Consider the following 17,355-nt stretch of genomic DNA (forward strand, 5'->3'; position numbering starts at 1 on the left):
GACCATGATGCCGGTGGCGATGGCCAGATTCAGGCTGTCGGCCCGGCCGCGCATCGGAATCTTGACGTTGACGTCGCAGGCGGCGGCCAGGTCGTCGGTCAGGCCGGCCTGTTCATTGCCCATCAGGATAAGCGACGGCTGTTGCATGACGGCTGAGCGGTGACTGACCCTGGCGTCCAGTCGGGTGCCGACGACGCTGCCGGGCCAACTCTTTCGCCAAGCGAGGAAGGCCTCCTGCGTCGTCTTGGTGATTGAGACGGCGAAGACCGAGCCCATGGTCGCGCGCACAGCCTCGACCTAATAGGGATCGACGCAGTCGCCGATCAGGATGACCCCTCCGCAACCGGCCGCGTCCGCCGTGCGGATGATGGTGCCCAGATTGCCGGGATCGCGCACCTGCTCCAGCGCGACCCAGCAGGCAGCCGAGGCGGGGTTCAGGCTGTCGAGAGCCGCATACGCCTGTTCGAACACGCCCAAGACCGTCTGCGGATTGTCGCGGCGGCTGATCTTTTCGAGGATGGCGTGGGTGACGACGATGATGTCGCCGCCGGCCTTGAGCGTGGCGGCCTTGGCGCGGTCCAGCAACGGATGAGGGCGGGCGTCCTCGCCGACCAGCAGCATCCGGGGCGCGCGCCCCTGATCCAACGCCTCGCCGATGAACTTCAGCCCTTCGGCCAGGAAGGTGCCGGTCAGGTCGCGTTCCTTGCGCATATGCAGGGCGCGGACGCCCTTGACCGTGTCGTTGGTCAGGGAGGTGATGACGCGTTCGGTCATTGGCTCCACCGCGCGAAGAAGGACAAGCCGATTGCGCGGGCGTCCGGGCCGTCTTCGGACAGGGCCAGTTCGCCCCAGTCGATCCGGCCGCCGCGATCCTGGGTCGCCTCGACCATCAGATGTGCCAGGGACAGGCCGGACACACGGGCTGCATAGGCGTTCAGCAGCAGGAAGTCGGCATCGTCCGCCAGCAAGGCGGCGCAGTCCTTGAGCAGACCCGGCATGTCCTCAAACAGGCGCCAGATTTCCCCCGTGGGGCCGCGCCCGTATTTGGGCGGATCCAGAATGACGCCATCGTATTTTGAGCCGCGACGAACTTCGCGCGCGACATATTTGCGGGCGTCCTCGACAATCCACCGGATCGGATGCTGGGCCAGGCCCGACTGCTCGGCGTTCTCGCGGGCATAGGCGACCGACTTCTTGGACGCGTCGACGTGGGTGACTTCGGCGCCTGCGGCGGCCGCGGCCAGACTGGCGACGCCGGTATAGCCGAACAGGTTCAGGATCTTCGGCGCGCGGCCGGCTGAACGTGTGAAGTCCCGCACCCGTCCGTCCAGCCATTCCCAGTTGGCCGCCTGTTCAGGGAAGAAGGCGAGGTGGCGGAAGGGGGTGAAGCGGCCGGTGAACTTCACATCGCGCCATCTCAAAGGGAAGGCGTCGATGGGGCCGTGCTTGTCGAACCGCCAGCGACCGCTGTCTTCCTCTTCCTGCTGCGGATCGAACGTCGCTGTCGCGTTTTCGAAGGCTTTCGCATCGCGGGGTGACCAGAAACACTGCGGCTCGGGCCGAACGACGGTGTAGCGGCCGTAGCGCTCCAGCTTCTTGCCGTCGCCGCTGTCCAGCAGGGCATAGTCGGACCAGCCGGAGGTCACGAGGGTTTCGGGATTTTTGGAAAGGACGGGCGCCATCGTCGGGCTGATAGGCGCTCAGGCCGCCTCGCGTCCAGCGTCCAGCGCCACGACAGTCAATTCCGGCATCTGATCGTCGCGATCGTGCGGGGTCTTGTCCCAGACGTGCGGTTCGACCGCCAGCCGCCAGGCCGCATGGACGAAGGCGAGGCTGAGCAACGCCCAATAGGCTGGCGCAACCAGCACATCGCCCAGTCTATAATCGAGCCCGGCGCGTCGTGCTCCAACCGCACAGCTCATCCAGGCAGCGATGACGCCTAGCGCCAGCACCCCCAGCGAGCCACTAGGCAGGGGCGGCAGGGTGCCGGACAGGACCCAGACGGCGATGGCTAGAACGAGCCAGGCCAGCGTCGGGGCATGGGCGGCCGCCGACAGGATCGCCGCGCCCAAGGTCATGACCAGCGACAAGCTTCCGCGCCGGCCCAGGGCGTTGGGACGCCGCGTATGCACACCCCAGGTCTGCATATAACCCTTCAGCCACCGGGTGCGCTGGGGCAGCCACCGGTCCATCGCGCCCGGCGGCGTCTCCCACGTCGGACTGTCGATGACGCCGAGCTTCCAGCCCATCGACCACAGCCGAAAGCCCAGGTCCGCGTCCTCGGTGACATTGTGCGCGTCCCAGCCGCCGGCGCCACGCAGCGCGGTCATGCGGATATGATTGCTGGTGCCGCCCAGCGGGAAGGGCAGGCCCAGCCGCGCCATGCCCGGCAAGGTCACTTCGAACAGGGCCGCATACTCAAAGGCGAACTGCCGATCCAGAAACCAGGAGCCAGGCTTGCCGGATCCTCGGATGCGAAGCGGCGCCTGAAGACAACCCAGCCGGGGCTGGGCGACGAAACGCGCCGCCGCCTGGCGGAGCTGTTGCGGATGCGGTCGGTCCTCTGCGTCATAGATGGTGACCAGATCGCCTGTCGCGTGGCCGAGGGCGTAGTTCAAGGCGCGCGGCTTGGTCTGAGGGCTGCCCGGCGGGGCGATCAGGAATTTCAGCCAAGGCGGTTTGGGCGTCGCCTGGGCTGCGGCCAGGGTGGCCTCGTCATGCGCCTCCAGCACGATGAAGGCCTCCAACTTATGCGCCGGATAGTCGATCCGGCTGAGGTTGGCGATCAATTGCGGCGTCACCGCCGCCTCATCGTAAAGCGCCGCCAGAATGGTGTAGCGCGGCCATTCGATCGGGCGAGGAACGGGCGCGAAGCGTCGCAGGCTGGCGACGCCGATGACGGCCTTCCACAAAGCGCAGACCACGAATGCGGCCTGAAACAGAACTAAGCCGACGTCGATCGCGGCGGCAGGCCAGCGGATCAGCGCGACGACGCACGTTAGGATAAGCAGGATCAAGGTGGTGATCTGAAAACCGCTAGGCATGCGTCGTGAGGCGCCGTTTCGGCGGGACCTGATCCCTGGATGCGCCCAATCCTTCACCGCATCCGCCCCCAAAGCGCCACAACCCCTAATCGCTATTTGAAACAACCATGTTCTGCAAGTCGGTTGGCGTCCGGGACGGATTGTCGCTATTCAGGGCGCCTCACCCGGAGCAGCGGCTTGTCTGAACTTTCGAACGCCTCGCGCACGACCCGAAAGCCCAAGGGCGAAGGCCATTCGCGTAGGGGCGAAATCCTGGCCGCGGCCGAGCGCATCTTCGTCGAGCACGGCTATGAAGGCGCGACGATTCGCAAGATCGCGGACGAGGTCGGGTTGTCGTCGACCGCGCTCTACATGCATTTCCCGGACAAGGGCGCGATCCTGCAGGAAATCTGCCGCGACGCCTTTGCGCGACTTATCGCATCAAACGCCGCCGTCGCCGATGAGGCCGCGCCGCCCGAGCAGCGGCTGCGGCGGATGATCGAGGGCTATATCGACTTCGGTTTCGCCCATCCCAACGCCTATCGCCTGATCTATCTGACGCGACCGGTGGAGGCGCGAGACGGCGCTCAGGACGCGGCGCGCGAGCTCGGCTCCAGCCTGTTCACGACATTGGAAGCGACCGTCGGCGACGCCGTGACGGCCGGACGCATGAAAGGCGATCCCGTCACGATCGCCCAGGCGATCTGGGCTGCGGCGCATGGGATCGTGTCTCTCATGATCACAAAGCCCTACTTCCCGTGGTCTGATCGGCAGGCGCTGGTTCGCACGACTTTGGACGCCCTATTCGCCGGTCTGATCGAAGGATGAAGCGAATCTGCGTCGCCTTGGCGGCTCTGGCGTTCAGCAGCAGCGTGGCTGAGGCGCGGCCCTTACGGATCATGGCGCTGGATCAATGCGCTGACCAATATGTGCTGGCTCTAGCGCCGGATGCAGACATCGCGCTGTCGCCGCGCGCCGACGATCCTGACGCCTGGCTGCGTCAGCAGGCGGTCGGTCACAAGCGTTTGCGTCCGACGCTCGAGGCCGCCGTGGGTTTTCAGCCTGACGTCGTGGTGCGCTACTGGGGCGGCGAGCCGCGCCTGCTGTCCGCGCTGACGCAGCGCGGCGCCAAGGTGGTCACAATCGATGATGCGGTTGATCTGGAGGGCGTACGACGGAATATCCGGACTGTGGCGCGGGATCTGGGACATGCCGAGCGCGGACAGGCGTTAGAGCGACAGATGGACGCTAAGCTGGCGAAGGCGGCGCCGGTGAAACCTGTGGCTGAGACGCCGGGGGCAGTCTATCTGACCTCGGGGGGCTTCACCGCGGGGCCAGGCACGCTGATCGATGCAATGATGCGGGCGGCCGGATTTTTAAATCTGTCGGCCGCGCCCGGGTTTGGCGCACTCAGCGTCGAGCGAATCGCGATGAATCCTCCGGTGCGATTTGTGCTCGGCTTCTTCGATCAGCTGCGCGCCGACCTGCGCGGACCGGGGCGGCATCCGGTTGTCGCGCGAGCGGCCGAGGGCCGAACGGCGGCGCGCCTGCCCGCTGCGACCTTGACCTGCCCGGCCTGGTTCGCCGCCGATGCGGTTGAGATGATGGCCAAGGGGCGGCCGTGAACAGAACGGTTCGGCTGTGCCTGGTTCTGATCGGCTTGATCGTCGCGGCACTGGCCCTGGCGGTGCTGGCCGGCGAGACGGCGTTCAGCGTCGATCAGTATGCGGCGGCCTTCAGCGATCCGACATCCGGTCCGGCCGAGGTCCTGTGGCAGGTGCGGGCGCCACGCGCGGTCTGCGCCCTGGTCGTCGGCGCGGCCCTGGGTTTGGCAGGGGCGGTGATGCAGGGGCTGTTGCGTAATCCGCTGGCTGATCCTGGCGTGCTGGGGGTGTCGGCGACGGCGGCCCTGGGCGCGGCGCTGGCGATCGTGCTCGGCGCTGCGGCTGTACACGGACTGGTGGAGATTTCGGCCTTGGCGGGCGCGGCGCTGGCGGGCGGACTGCTGATCGCGGCGTCCAGGGCCATGCGGGCCCCTGAGGCCCTGATCCTGTTCGGCGTGGCCCTGTCCAGTTTCGCTGGCGCGGCGACGGCTTTGATCTTCAACCTGTCACCGTCGCCCATCGCCTCGGCCGAGGTCATGTCCTGGCTCCTGGGATCGGTACAGAACCGAAGTTGGGTCGATGTGGCCTGGGTGACGCCGGCTGTCATCGTCGCGGGCGTCTTCGCTGCCCTGTCGGGCGCCGGTCTGCGTATGCTGACCCTGGGCGACGAGGGGGCGGCGGCGTCCGGATTGAATATGGGGCGGTTAAGGGTCTTCGCCCTTGTCGCGGCGGCCTTGGCAACAGGGGCGGCCGTGGCGGTGGCGGGCGTCATCGGGTTCGTGGGCCTGGCGGCGCCGCATCTGGTGCGCGCGGCGGTGCGCGGCGATGCCAAGCGAATCTTGGCGCCCTCGGCGCTGGCGGGCGGGCTGATGCTGATCGTCGCGGACCTGTTGGCGCGACTGACGCCGACGGATCAGGAACTGAAGCTGGGCGTGTTCACCGCCCTGATCGGCGCGCCCCTGTTCGCCCTGATCGCCTGGCGGGCGGCGCGGGAGTGGCGGCTGTGAGCTTGCTGTCGCTGGAGACGGTTCAGGCGCGGCTAGGCAAAGCGGTCGTGCTGGATGGGGTGAGCCTGTCGGTCGCGGCGGGCGAGGTCGTGGCCCTGTGCGGACCAAACGGCGCGGGCAAGAGCAGCGCCATCCGTGCCGCTGTGGGCCTGCTGGCGACGACCGGTGGCCAACTCAGACTGGGCGGCGCGGACATCGTCGATCTGTCCCATCGCCAGCGTGCGGAACGCGTCGCCTATCTGCCGCAGGAACGGCGCATCGCCTGGAACCTGCCGGCGGTTGAGGTGGCGGCGCTCGGCGCGCCGTTTCTGTCAGGCGCGGATGCGTTGGCGCGAGCGCGAGCCGCTCTGGACGAGGTCGGCGCCGGACACCTGGCGGACCGCGGCGTGGCGGAGATGTCAGGCGGGGAGCGTGCGCGGGTTCTGCTGGCGCGCGCCCTTGTCGTCGATGCGCCGCTGCTGCTGGCCGACGAGCCCATCGCGGGGCTGGACCCGGATGCGCAGCGTTTGGTGCTGGAGCGCCTGAGAGCGCGCGCTGGCGACGCGGCAGGGGTGCTGGTCAGTCTTCACGACCTGACCTTGGCTGCAACCGTGGCGGATCGCATCGTTGTGCTGGATCGGGGACGGGTGGTCGCCGACGCCCCACCGATCCAGGCGCTGTCGCCCCCCGTCCTGCGCGAGGTATTCGGGCTGGACGGCGAGTGGATCGAGGGGCCGAACGGGCCGCTGCTGGCGGCCCGCCGGGCTCAGTAGGCGATATAGGGCCGCGCGCCGGCCGCCGATCCGCGCGAGATGTCGGCCGAGGGCGTCAGCGGCGCCGTGCCGCCGTTCAGGCGGGCTTTGTAGACCGCCATGTTTTCCATCACCCGCATCATATAGTTGCGCGTCTCTGTGAAAGGCGCGCACTCGATGAAGTCGATGGTCTTGATCGCATCGCCGCGCGGGTCGCCGCACCGGGCGATCCACTGGCTGGGACGCGCCGGCCCGGCGTTGTAGCCAACCGTCGCCAGGAGCATGGAGCCGTTGTTCGCGGCCATCAGCTCGCCGAGGTGATAGCTGCCCAAGGTCATGTTGTAGTCGGGATCCCACAACTGCTCGGCGGAATAGCTCATGCCCAGACGGCGGGCGACGCCCGAGGCGGTGGACGGCAGGAACTGCATCATGCCGCGCGCGTCGGCCCCGGAGCGGGCGCGGGGATCGAAGCTGGATTCCTGGCGCGTGATCGCCTGGGTGAACTCCAGCGGGGCGGCGCCGGCGACCTGGGGCGGCACGCGGACCGGATACATCCGCTCGGGCATGACGAAGCCCCGCTGGCTGGCGGCGCGCCCCACCATCATGGCGGTGAAGCCCTCGCCATAGCCGCGCGACAGGTCCATCAGCAGGGCCAGGTCGTTGATGGTCGGCAGGTCGTTGTCCAGCTGATAGGCGAAGACGCGCAGCAGGCTCATTTCGCCGGTCTCGCCCAGAATCCGCGTAGCGCGGACGACCTCATTGCCTTCGAAGCGGGCGATATCTGCTTGGGACGGCACAGGTTCGCCGGGCAGCTGGAGCGTGGTCATGCCCGCCTTCTCGGCCGCCAACTGCCCATAGAAGGTCTGCCAGTGCTGGGCGCCGTTACGATAGTAGGCGAGGGCGGCGTCGCGTTCGCCGCGCGCCTCGGCGGCGCGACCCAACCAGTAGAAGGCGCGGCCCTGAGTGATCGGCGTGGATGAGGCCGTGCGCAGGGCTTCGAAATGGCGGGCGGCGACTTCGGGCTGGTTCAGCTTGGTCAGGGCGACCCAACCGGCGAAAAACTCGGCGTCCACCATCCGGTCACCCGAGCTGAAGCCGTGACCGTTCATGGCGTCATATGCCGCGCGCCAGTTGCCCTGTTGCAGGGCGTCGAGGAAGTAGTTGCGGCGCTCGCTCCACAGGGTGTTGTCGCCGGTAGTATGGCCTGGCGCCGGCGGAAGATTGGCCAGCAGCGCAAAGCCTTCGGACTGGCGATTTTGCGAACGCAGCAGGCGCACGCGCTCCAGCACGACCGCCGGATCGGCCGCCTGGGCCGGCGTCAGATTGGCGATGACGGCGTCGGGGCTGTAGGCCGAGCGAAGGGTCATCACCGTGTTGGCGATGGCAGCGCGATCAGGCGAAACCAGATTGATCATGCTGCGCGTCGCCGGTCCGTGTGGACCTAGCAGCAGCATATTCAGCCGCGCCTCGTGATCGGCGGGGGTCAACCAGGAGCCCCATTGGCTGAGGATACGCGACTGCGGCGCGTCGTCGAACGAGCGGGTGCGCCACCAGTCGCGGACGAGGGCGCGGGCCTCATCCTGGCGGCCGCGTTGCTGCAGCGCGGAGGCGTAGGCGATGGCCCCCTCGACCGTCGTCGGCTTGCCGTCAGACATCAGGGCCAGGGCCGCGTCCGCGCCCATGCCGGAGCGGTCCAGCACCTTTTCGGCGGCGGCGCGTCGCGATTCGCCGCGCGGCCATCCCGCCAGATCCGCCTGACCGCGCGAGAGGTCCGAGTAGGACAGTTGCTCTCCCGAGGTGTCGATCAGCGCCCATTCGACCAGTTTGCGAGCCGAGGCGTCCCTGATCTGCGACATGGCGGACTGGGCGCCGAACACATCGCGCGCACGAACCGCCGCCAGCCCCTGACGAAACAGCGCCGTGTCCTGATCGCTCAGCACGCGGCCCTGATAGGTCGCCGAATAGCCGGGCACGGACGAGGACGCCGAGGCATAGGGCACAGGCTGGGTGGGCAGGACGTCCTGCGGGTTCGGCGCAAGGACGGCGAGGGCCGCCGCCAGACTGGTCGCGATCATGATCTGTCCTGTTCCCATTCAATCCCGGTTGCGGCGGAGCCGCTGGCGACCTAACGTCCCGCGCTCATTGCAAAGGCGATGAACATCCGTCCATCGTCACTCCCCACGCAGGCCAGCTTAGTCTCATGAACGCCCCCTTGTTCAAGGGCGTGATCACCGCCCTGATCACACCACTTCGTGACGGAAACGTGGACGAAGCCGCATTCGCCAAACTGCTCGAGCGTCAGATCGCCGCAGGGGTTCACGGCGTCGTCCCGATGGGCACGACGGGCGAGGGCGCCAGCATGGATCTGGATGAGCACAAGCACGTCATCGAGCTGTGCGTGCGTCTGACGGCCGGGCGCGTCGCCGTCATTGCGGGCACCGGATCGCCCTATACCAAGGAAGCCATCGACCTGACCCGCCACGCCAAGACGGTGGGCGCGGATGGGGCTTTGATCGTCACGCCCTATTACATTCGCCCGTCCCAGGCGGGCATGGCGGCGCATTTCGAAGCGGTGGCCGACGCCGTGCAGTTGCCGATCCTGCTGTACAATGTGCCGGGCCGGACGGGGTCCGATCTGTCCAATGAGACGGTGGTGCGGCTGGCGGCCCACCCCAACATCGTCGGCATCAAGGACGCCACGGGCGACATGAGCCGCGTCAGCTGGATGCGAGCGAACATCGATGGCCAGTTCGACCTCATCTCGGGCGACGACCCCAGCTATCTCGGCTACCACGCCCATGGCGGCGTCGGCCTAATCTCGGTGGCGTCCAATGTCGCGCCGGAGGCCATGGTCGCCTTGCACAATGCGATGACTGCCGGAGATTATGCGACAGCACGCGACTGGCAGGACCGACTGATTAGTTTGTGCAAGGCGCTGTTCCTGGACAACTCGCCCGCGCCGACGAAATACGCCCTGGCCAAGCTCGGCTTATGCAACGAGGAGGCGCGCCTGCCGCTGTCGCCGACCTCCGATGCGGTCAAACCCTTTATCGACCGCGCCATGGCGGCGGCGGGCGTCATCTGATGGCGCCCAAGCCGCAATCGAAGTCCAAGGTCATCGCCGAAAACCGACGCGCGCGGTTCGACTATTTCCTGGAAGACAATATCGAGGCCGGGATCCAGCTGCTGGGCACCGAGATCAAGGCGCTGCGCGACGGCCGGGCCAATATCGCCGAAAGCTATGCGGCGGTGGAGGGGCGCGAGATCGTGCTGATCAACGCCGATATCCCGCCGTACAAACAGGCAAACCGCTTCAACCACGAGCCGCGCCGACCGCGTAAGCTGCTGCTGCACAGAAAGCAGATCGACAAGCTGATGGGGGCGGTCCAGCGCGACGGTCAGACCATCATTCCGCTGAAGCTCTACCTGAACGATGCGGGCAAGGCGAAGCTGGAGATCGCGCTGGCCAAGGGCAAGAAGCTGCACGACAAGCGCGAGGCTTCTGCCGAACGCGACTGGCAGCGCGATAAGGCCCGCCTGATGCGTGACAAGGGGTGAGGTTCAGGCCTCGATCAGGGTTCGGGCGCGCGCGAAGATGTCCTCGAACATCTGCGGCGTCAGGCGACCGGTGTTCGTGTTCAACCGGGAGCAGTGATAGCTGTTCAGAATGACGTAGCCGCCGGCTTCGCCCTGCGCCCCGTGGCCCGCCGGCATCGCTGACGCAGGCCGCCCGAAGGCTTTCAGGATATTGCGGCGCGAGACGTCGCCCAGGGTCACGATCACCTTCAGATTCGGCAGCCGTTTGAGCCGGTCGATCAGGAAGGGACGGCAGGTCGTTTCCTCGATCGGCAGAGGCTTGTTCCCGGGCGGTGCGCACCGGACCGCATTGGTGATCATGCAGTCCGTCAGCGTTAGGTCATCGTCGCCGTTAGGATCGTAACGACCCTGTGCAAAGCCGGCCTTCATCAGCGTATCGTACAGCAGCCAGCCGGCGTGATCGCCGGTGAAGGGACGTCCCGTCCGGTTGGCGCCGGTACGGCCGGGCGCGAGGCCGGCGATCAGCAGACGCGCGTTCGGATCGCCGAACGAGGCGGCCGGCCCGTTCCACCAGTCTGGATTCTGACGCGCATTCTCCTGACGATAGGCGACCAGGCGCGGGCACAGCGGGCAGTCGCGGGGCGGTTCGGGCGTCAGGGTCATTGGGCGGCCTTCGGGCGGCCGAAGTCGGCCATCAGATCGTTCAGGTCCAGGAAGGCGTCGGCCTGACGACGCAATTCGTCGGCGATATGCGGCGGCTGGGTCTTCTGGGTCGAGATGACGGTGACCCGCACGCCTCTGGCCTGGATCGCCTGAACCACCCGCCGGAAGTCGCCATCGCCGGAGAACAGCACCGCATGGTCGATGTGCCGCGCCAGCTCCAGCATGTCCACCGCGATCTCGATGTCCATATTGCCCTTGATCCGGCTGTGGCCGCTATTGTCCGTGAACCGCTTGACCGGCTTGGTGACGACCGAGAAGCCGTTGTAGTCGAGCCAGTCGACCAGCGGCTTCACCGGCGAGAATTCTTCGCCCTCGACCACGGCCGTATAGTAGTATGCGCGGGTCAGGATGGACCTCTCGCGGAACCAGTCCAGCATCCGCCGGAAGTCCATGTCGTGCTGCAGGGCGCGGGCGGCGGAGTAGAGGTTCGAGCCGTCGATGAAGATCGCCAGCCGGTCGGTGGAATGAAACATGGTCGAAGCCGTCGAAAGAGATGAAAAATCGGATCGCGCGGTCGCCGTCGGAATCGATGACGGGTTCGACCTGAATGACGCAGTCATCGTGGCCCTGGGCTGCAATGACAAGGGGGCATGGTCGTCCTGCACCGAAGCGCTGGAGGCGGCGCTCGCGCGTTTCCGCAGCGAAGGGATTGATGTCGTCGCACGCTCGTCTTGGTGGTCGTCGCTGGCCTGGCCCGATCCGCACGATCCAGCCTTTCTGAATGGCGTGGTCATCGTCCACACAGAACACGATCCCCATGCCTTGATGGCGGCGCTCGGCCGGATCGAGGACGCGTTCGGCCGCGAGCGGTCGGTTCGCAATGCGCCGCGGACGCTGGATCTGGACCTGATCGCCTACGGACGATTGAGCGGTGATCTGCAGGGATTGATCCTGCCCCATCCCCGCGCGGCCGAGCGGCGGTTTGTGATGGGACCCGTCGCTGAAATCGCGCCGAACTGGATGCATCCTACAAAGCGCGCGAGCGCCGAAAATCTAGGCCAGGCCGCGTCGGTCGGTCGCGATGCGCACCCATTGAAGTAGGCAGCTGTTCGTGAGCTGATCCGGTACTGACACCGGGAGACATGTTATGCTCAGCCTCGCCTTCGCCGCCGTGCTTCTGTCAACGTCAGTTCAGGAACGGCACCCTGAACCAGCTGCACCGCCGATGGGCGTGGGGCTGGTGATTCATGAGGCTGACACGATGGTGCGCCAGCCGCCGCCGCACAACGGCACGGGAATGAGCACAGCCTATCGAATTTCAGGCATGGCGCCGAACCGATCAATGGAGTTCAGAAAGCGCGTCATGCACCCAGGATCGTCTATCGGCCTGCACGTCATCGCGCACGACGAGGTCTATCATGTCGTCAGCGGGGAGGGAGATGTCACCACGGACGGCGTGACGACCCGGATGAAGGCCGGCGACACAGCCTATCTTTACGATGGCGGCAATGTCGGCATTCAGCAGGTGGGCGAGGACGATCTGGTGCTGATCATCGCCTACCCGTTGGCGCGTCGGACCGACTGACGCCCAACTTCCGCCCCTGTGGCGTTGCAAAAAGCCGTCCTCATCTGTATTTGACGCGGTTCTCCCCCGCGTTCGAGGAATTTCATGGCCCGCGTCACCGTCGAAGACTGCATCGAGAAGGTTCCGAACCGCTTTGGTCTGGTGCTGATGGCTGGCCACCGCGCCCGCAGCATCGCCAACGGCGCCGCCCTGACGATCGACCGCGACAACGACAAGAACCCCGTCGTCGCCCTGCGCGAAATCGCCGACGACACTGTCGTGCCGGACGAACTGCGCGAGACCATCATCACCACGCTGCAACGCGTCGATGAGCGGACGGAAGCCGAGGATGAGGCCGAAACGGTCGCTCTGCTGGCCTCGCCGCAGCACATGAACATGGCCGAGGCGGAACTGATCCGCGCCCTGCAAAGCGACCGCGACGGCGGTCAGGAGGAGCGGTACTGACGCCCGAGGGAGCCCCTGGCGTCACTATCCTGCCGGCGCGGACCGAAACGGTTCCGCCGGCGCCTCAAGCTGCAAACAAAAACGACCCTCAGACGGCGCTCGTCGATCCGGCGCCGCACCCCAAGCGTGCGCCGATCCTGCGCCAGTTCGAGCTGATCGAGGCCGTCAAGGCCTACGACCCTACCGCCGACGAAGCGCTTCTGAACCGCGCCTACGTCTATGCGATGAAGATGCACGGTTCGCAGTTGCGAGCCTCGGGCGATCCCTATTTCGCCCACCCGATTCAGGTCGCGGGCATACTGACCGACTACAAGCTCGACACCGCCACCATCGTCACCGCCCTGTTGCATGACGTGGTCGAGGACACTTCGGCGACGCGCGACGACATCGCCGGCATGTTCGGTGAAGAGGTCGCGGTCCTGGTCGAGGGCGTGACCAAGCTGTCGCGGCTGGAGCTTCAGGCCGAACACACGCGCCAGGCCGAGAACCTGCGCAAGTTCATCCTGGCCATCAGTCGTGACGTGCGGGTGCTTTTGGTCAAGCTGGCCGACCGTCTGCACAATATGCGCACGCTCCAGTTCGTGAAGCCGGAGAAGCGCGAGCGGATCAGCCGCGAAACGCTGGAAGTCTATGCGCCCCTGGGACGGTCCATCGGCATCCACTCGATCGCGTCCGAGCTGGAAGAACTGGCCTTCACCCATCTGAACCCAACGGCCAAGACCGCCATCGAGCGGCGGCTGGAGGCGTTGAAGCTGGAGCATGGTCGCGCCATCGACGGGGTGGCGAGCGAGGTCGAGCGGGTCCTGTCCGAGGCGGGTCTGAAGGCCAATGTCTATGGCCGACAGAAGACGCCCTATTCGATCTGGCGCAAACTTCAGCGCAAGTCGGTCGGTTTTTCGTCTTTGTCCGACATCTACGGCTTCCGCGTGATCGTCGAGGCGGAGGACGACTGCTATCGGGCGCTGGGCGTGATCCACCGCGAATGGCCGATGGTGCCCGAGCGGTTCAAGGATTTCATCTCGACGCCCAAGTCTAATAACTATCGCTCGCTGCACACGACCGTCGTCGGCCCCCGGGGGCTGCGGATCGAGATGCAGATCCGCACCGAGGACATGGACCGGATCGCCGAGGACGGGGTCGCCGCCCACTGGCGCTACAAGAACCATTCCTACGGCTTTGACCGCGAGGCGATGGAACAGGGCGGCGGGCGTGACCCGCTCCAGAACCTGCGCCACCTGGTTCAGGTGATCGAGCATGGCGAGGGCGGCGAGGACTGGGTCGAGCACGCCAAGCTGGAAATGTATCTGGACCAGGTCTTCGTCTTCACGCCGAAGGGCCAACTGGTCACCCTGCCACGCGGGGGAATGCCGCTGGATTTCGCCTATGCCGTCCACACCGAGGTCGGCGACACCGCCGTCGGGGTCAAGGTCAATGGCGAGTTGAAGCCCATGCGCACGCCGCTCCAGAACGGCGACGTGGTCGAGATCATTCGGGGCTCCAAGCGCGAAGTGCCCGCCGACTGGCGCAGTCTGACGGTCACGGGCCGCGCGCGCTCCGCCATTCGCCGCCATATCCGCACCTCCGAGCGCGAGGAATTCATCAAGCTGGGTCGCGTCGCGCTGGATCAAACCCTGGGCCGGGTCGACAAGACCCTGACCGACGTGTCGTTGAAGCCGGTTCTGGAACTGCTGGCGGTCGCGAGCGACGACGATCTGTTCGAAGGCCTGGGACGCGGACGGTTGTCGCCGACGACGGCGGCCGAAATCCTGTTCCCCGCGCTGAAGGGGCGGTTGAAGGCTGGGCCCGAGAAGCAGCGCATCGAGGGCGAGAAGGCGCGGCTGTTCGTGCGCGGCGGGGGGCTGACGCCGGGCGTGTCGGTTCATTTCGGCCAATGCTGCACGCCCGTTCCGGGCGACCGGATCGTCGGCATTCTGGAGCCCGAATCCGGCCTGACCGTCCACACCATTGATTGCCAGACCCTGGCCGCCTTCGCCGATGACGACTCGGTCTGGCATGACCTGCAATGGACGCCTCAGGCCGAGACGGACGCGGTCGCCGCCGCCCGTATTCGCGCGACGATCCGAAATGCGCCAGGCGTGCTGGGTCAGGTCACGACCCTGATCGGCGAGGCCGGCGGCAACATCATCAACCTGTCGATGGCGCATCGTCAGCAGGACTTCTTCGACGTGGACGTGGACGTCGAGGTCGAAGACGCCAAGCATGCGACCATGATCATCGCGGCGCTGAGGGCCAATCCGTCGGTCGACTCCGTCGAGCGCGCGCGGGGCGAATGAGTGACCCGGTAAAACCGAACGCGGCGCAGATGGCCTCGCCGTCCTATCGCATGGCGGCGATGGATCAGGACTTCCTGCTGGGCGATTCGATGCGGGGCGTGCGGTTCTTGATGGAATACGCCAAGCCCGAGGAGGCGTTGAGGGCCTGGGGCGTGCGCTCGACCATCGTCGTTTTCGGCAGCGCGCGCATCCACGAAGGGCATCGTTGGTATGACGAGGCGCGCGCCTTTGGTCGACTGGCGTCCGAGCGGGGCGGGGCCTTGCGAGGACGCGTCGGCGAGCCCCGCGACAATGTCATCGCCACCGGCGGCGGGCCCGGCATCATGGAAGCCGCCAATCGCGGGGCCGTGGACGCGGGCGCGCCGTCCGTGGGCTTCAACATCACCCTGCCGCATGAGCAGGAGCCGAACGCCTATTCGACGCCGGAGCTGACGTTCCGCTTCCACTATTTCGCGATGCGGAAGATGCATCTGGCGATGCGCGCCAATGCGCTGGTGGTGTTTCCCGGCGGCTTCGGCACCTTCGACGAGATGTTCGAGATGCTGACGTTGCGACAGACAAAGAAGGCGCCGCCGGTTCCGGTCGTTCTGGTGGACAAGGCGTACTGGACCTCGGTCATCGGTTTCGACGCCTTGGTCGAGCATGGAATGATCGCCGCGTCCGACCTGGAGCTGATCGGTTTCGCCGAGGACGCGGAGGGCGTCTGGGCTGAACTGCTCGCGCGCGGGCTTCGGCCGAACGAAAACATCGAATGAAGCGTCGCCGCAGGGTTCATCCGCGCGCGATCCGGGTCTAGAACCCTGTCATGAACACTGAAGACGTCCTTAACGAGTTTCGCGACGCCGGCGCCCTGCGCGAAGGCCATTTCGTCCTGTCGTCGGGTCTGCACAGCCCGGTCTTTCTGCAGAAAAATCTGGTCTTCATGGACGGCGCGCGATGCGAGCGGCTGTGCAAGGCGCTGGCGGACAAGATCACGGCCGCGGTTGGCCCGGTCGATGTCGCCATCTCGCCGGCCGTAGGCGGCATCATCCCCGGGTACGAGACCGCCAAACACCTGAAGGTCCGTTCAATGTACGTCGAACGCGAAGGCGGTACGTTCAAACTGCGTCGCGGCTTCTCGGTCGAGCCGGGCGAGAAGGTCGTCATGGTCGAGGACATCGTCACGACCGGGCTGTCGTCGCGCGAATGCATCGCCGCCATCCAAGCCGCCGGGGGCGAGGTGATCGCCGCCGCCTGTATCGTCGATCGCTCGGGCGGCAAGGCGGATGTGGGCGTGCCGCTGGTCGCCTTGGCGTCGCTGGACGTGCCCGCTTATCCAGCCGACGCTCTTCCGCCTGAATTGGCCGCGCTTCCGGTGGAAGATCCCGGCAGCCGCAGATTGTCGAAGTAGAGCCATGCGCGAACGGGTCAGGCTGGGCGTCAACATCGACCACGTCGCCACGGTGCGAAATGCGCGGGGAGGGACGCATCCCGATCCGGCGCGCGCGGCCGAGGCGGCGCTGGCTGCCGGGGCTGACGGAATCACCGCTCACCTGCGCGAAGATCGCCGCCACATCACCGACGCCGATATCGACGTGCTTAGCGCTCTTTGCTCCCGCGCTGGCAAGCCGCTGAATCTGGAAATGGCGGTGACGGACGAGATGCTGGCCATCGCTTTGCGCCACCGGCCCCACGCCGCCTGTCTGGTGCCCGAGCGGCGCGAGGAGGTCACGACTGAAGGCGGTTTGGCTGTCGCCGGTCACGAAGGACGGATTGCGCCCGTGGTCAAGGCGCTGGCGGACGCCGGCATCCGGGTGTCTCTGTTCATCGAACCGTCCGAAGCGCAGGTCGAGGCCGCCGCCGCCGTCGGCGCCAAGGTGGTCGAGTTCCACACCGGCCGCTACTGCCACCTGACCGATCCGGCAGAGCGAGAGGTCGAGTTCGAACGCCTGGCCGCCGCCGCCCACCAGGCCGACATCTTGGGGCTTGAGGTCCATGCAGGTCACGGTCTGGATTACGACACGGCCCCGCGCATGCTGGCGATTCCCGAAATTCGCGAGCTGAACATCGGCCATTTCCTGATCGGCGACTCGATCTTCATCGGCCTGGACGGGGCGATCCGCCGGATGCGAGCGGCGATGGATGCAGCCAAATGATCATCGGCGTCGGCGCAGATTTGTCTGACATCCGACGTATCCAGGCGTCTCTTGATCGGTTCGGGGATCGCTTCAAGACCCGCTGCTTCACTGAACTGGAACGCGCCCGATCGGATCGGAAGCCGGACCCGGCCTGGAGCTATGCCAAACGGTTCGCCGCCAAGGAGGCCTGCGCCAAGGCTTTGGGCACCGGGATGCGGGCCGATGTCTATTGGCGCGACATGGGGGTGGTGAACCTGCGTTCGGGCCAGCCGACGATGGCGCTCACCGGCCACGCAGCCGAGCATCTGGCGCGTCTGACGCCGCCCGGACACGAGGCGAAAATCCACCTG

The 17,355-nt window shown here is 66.5% G+C and carries 19 protein-coding genes and 1 pseudogene; 14 read left to right on the forward strand and 6 right to left on the reverse strand.

The window, feature by feature from the left end:
- The 3 genes and pseudogenes from RT123_RS12380 to RT123_RS12390 all read right to left on the reverse strand — a co-directional run.
- Positions 1-774 (reverse strand): annotated as a pseudogene (locus RT123_RS12380) (TrmH family RNA methyltransferase); the annotation flags it as partial.
- Positions 771-1,682, reverse strand: a complete 912-nt coding sequence (locus RT123_RS12385; RefSeq protein WP_313009425.1) for a class I SAM-dependent methyltransferase — start codon at positions 1,680-1,682, stop codon at positions 771-773. The gene RT123_RS12385 and the pseudogene RT123_RS12380, both read right to left, overlap by 4 nt.
- Positions 1,683-1,700: 18 nt before the next feature.
- A complete protein-coding gene (locus RT123_RS12390; RefSeq protein ID WP_313009426.1) occupies positions 1,701-3,017 on the reverse strand; it encodes a glycosyltransferase family 2 protein in 1,317 nt (438 codons plus the stop codon).
- A 204-nt stretch (positions 3,018-3,221) separates the two neighbouring features.
- Between RT123_RS12390 and RT123_RS12395 the strand changes: the two genes are divergently transcribed.
- Genes RT123_RS12395 through RT123_RS12410 form a run of 4 tightly spaced genes read left to right on the forward strand, consistent with a single transcriptional unit; the run spans position 3,222 to position 6,386 of the window.
- Complete coding sequence (locus RT123_RS12395; protein ID WP_313009427.1) at positions 3,222-3,851, forward strand: TetR/AcrR family transcriptional regulator; 630 nt, start codon at positions 3,222-3,224, stop codon at positions 3,849-3,851.
- Positions 3,848-4,648 carry an ABC transporter substrate-binding protein gene (locus RT123_RS12400; protein WP_313009428.1) on the forward strand — a complete coding sequence of 267 codons (801 nt, stop codon included), beginning with the start codon at positions 3,848-3,850 and terminating at the stop codon, positions 4,646-4,648. Before RT123_RS12395 ends, RT123_RS12400 begins: the two co-directional genes overlap by 4 nt.
- Positions 4,645-5,634 carry an iron ABC transporter permease gene (locus RT123_RS12405; protein ID WP_313009429.1) on the forward strand — a complete coding sequence of 330 codons (990 nt, stop codon included), beginning with the start codon at positions 4,645-4,647 and terminating at the stop codon, positions 5,632-5,634. The genes RT123_RS12400 and RT123_RS12405 overlap by 4 nt, the downstream gene beginning before the upstream one ends.
- A complete protein-coding gene (locus RT123_RS12410; RefSeq protein ID WP_313009431.1) occupies positions 5,631-6,386 on the forward strand; it encodes an ABC transporter ATP-binding protein in 756 nt (251 codons plus the stop codon). The genes RT123_RS12405 and RT123_RS12410 overlap by 4 nt, the downstream gene beginning before the upstream one ends.
- Here RT123_RS12410 and RT123_RS12415 read toward each other — a convergent pair.
- A complete protein-coding gene (locus RT123_RS12415; protein WP_313009432.1) occupies positions 6,380-8,440 on the reverse strand; it encodes a lytic transglycosylase domain-containing protein in 2,061 nt (686 codons plus the stop codon). The genes RT123_RS12410 and RT123_RS12415 overlap by 7 nt on opposite strands.
- A gap of 125 nt (positions 8,441-8,565) precedes the next feature.
- Between RT123_RS12415 and dapA the strand changes: the two genes are divergently transcribed.
- A complete protein-coding gene (gene dapA / locus RT123_RS12420; RefSeq protein WP_313009433.1) occupies positions 8,566-9,450 on the forward strand; it encodes a 4-hydroxy-tetrahydrodipicolinate synthase in 885 nt (294 codons plus the stop codon).
- Positions 9,450-9,923, forward strand: coding sequence for an SsrA-binding protein SmpB (smpB, locus tag RT123_RS12425; protein ID WP_055809902.1), 474 nt, complete (start codon positions 9,450-9,452; stop codon positions 9,921-9,923). Before dapA ends, smpB begins: the two co-directional genes overlap by 1 nt.
- A gap of 3 nt (positions 9,924-9,926) precedes the next feature.
- Here smpB and RT123_RS12430 read toward each other — a convergent pair whose 3' ends face one another.
- Together RT123_RS12430 and RT123_RS12435 are read right to left on the reverse strand one after the other, a co-directional pair.
- Positions 9,927-10,565, reverse strand: coding sequence for a uracil-DNA glycosylase (locus tag RT123_RS12430; RefSeq protein WP_313009434.1), 639 nt, complete (start codon positions 10,563-10,565; stop codon positions 9,927-9,929).
- Positions 10,562-11,098, reverse strand: a complete 537-nt coding sequence (locus RT123_RS12435) for an NYN domain-containing protein (protein ID WP_313009435.1) — start codon at positions 11,096-11,098, stop codon at positions 10,562-10,564. Before RT123_RS12435 ends, RT123_RS12430 begins: the two co-directional genes overlap by 4 nt.
- Between RT123_RS12435 and folK the strand changes: the two genes are divergently transcribed.
- The 8 genes from folK to acpS form a co-directional block, all read left to right on the forward strand.
- On the forward strand, positions 11,097-11,666 hold the full coding sequence (gene folK / locus RT123_RS12440; RefSeq protein WP_313009436.1) for a 2-amino-4-hydroxy-6-hydroxymethyldihydropteridine diphosphokinase: 570 nt from the start codon (positions 11,097-11,099) through the stop codon (positions 11,664-11,666). The genes RT123_RS12435 and folK overlap by 2 nt on opposite strands.
- A 46-nt stretch (positions 11,667-11,712) precedes the next feature.
- Entirely contained in the window at positions 11,713-12,150 is a 438-nt protein-coding gene (locus tag RT123_RS12445) for a cupin domain-containing protein (RefSeq protein ID WP_313009437.1), read from the forward strand.
- Between the two features lie 84 nt (positions 12,151-12,234).
- Entirely contained in the window at positions 12,235-12,594 is a 360-nt protein-coding gene (rpoZ, locus tag RT123_RS12450) for a DNA-directed RNA polymerase subunit omega (RefSeq protein ID WP_017504892.1), read from the forward strand.
- A gap of 134 nt (positions 12,595-12,728) precedes the next feature.
- A complete protein-coding gene (locus tag RT123_RS12455; RefSeq protein ID WP_082503589.1) occupies positions 12,729-14,888 on the forward strand; it encodes a RelA/SpoT family protein in 2,160 nt (719 codons plus the stop codon).
- Complete coding sequence (locus RT123_RS12460) at positions 14,885-15,643, forward strand: TIGR00730 family Rossman fold protein (RefSeq protein WP_313009439.1); 759 nt, start codon at positions 14,885-14,887, stop codon at positions 15,641-15,643. The genes RT123_RS12455 and RT123_RS12460 overlap by 4 nt, the downstream gene beginning before the upstream one ends.
- A 50-nt stretch (positions 15,644-15,693) precedes the next feature.
- Positions 15,694-16,278, forward strand: a complete 585-nt coding sequence (gene pyrE, locus RT123_RS12465) for an orotate phosphoribosyltransferase (protein ID WP_313009440.1) — start codon at positions 15,694-15,696, stop codon at positions 16,276-16,278.
- Between the two features lie 4 nt (positions 16,279-16,282).
- Positions 16,283-17,023, forward strand: a complete 741-nt coding sequence (locus tag RT123_RS12470; protein ID WP_313009441.1) for a pyridoxine 5'-phosphate synthase — start codon at positions 16,283-16,285, stop codon at positions 17,021-17,023.
- On the forward strand, positions 17,020-17,355 hold a 336-nt coding region (gene acpS / locus RT123_RS12475; RefSeq protein ID WP_313009442.1), incomplete at its 3' end, for a holo-ACP synthase. The genes RT123_RS12470 and acpS, both read left to right, overlap by 4 nt.

The organism is Brevundimonas vesicularis (assembly GCF_032067225.1).
GTDB classification, from domain to species: Bacteria; Pseudomonadota; Alphaproteobacteria; order Caulobacterales; family Caulobacteraceae; genus Brevundimonas; species Brevundimonas vesicularis_F.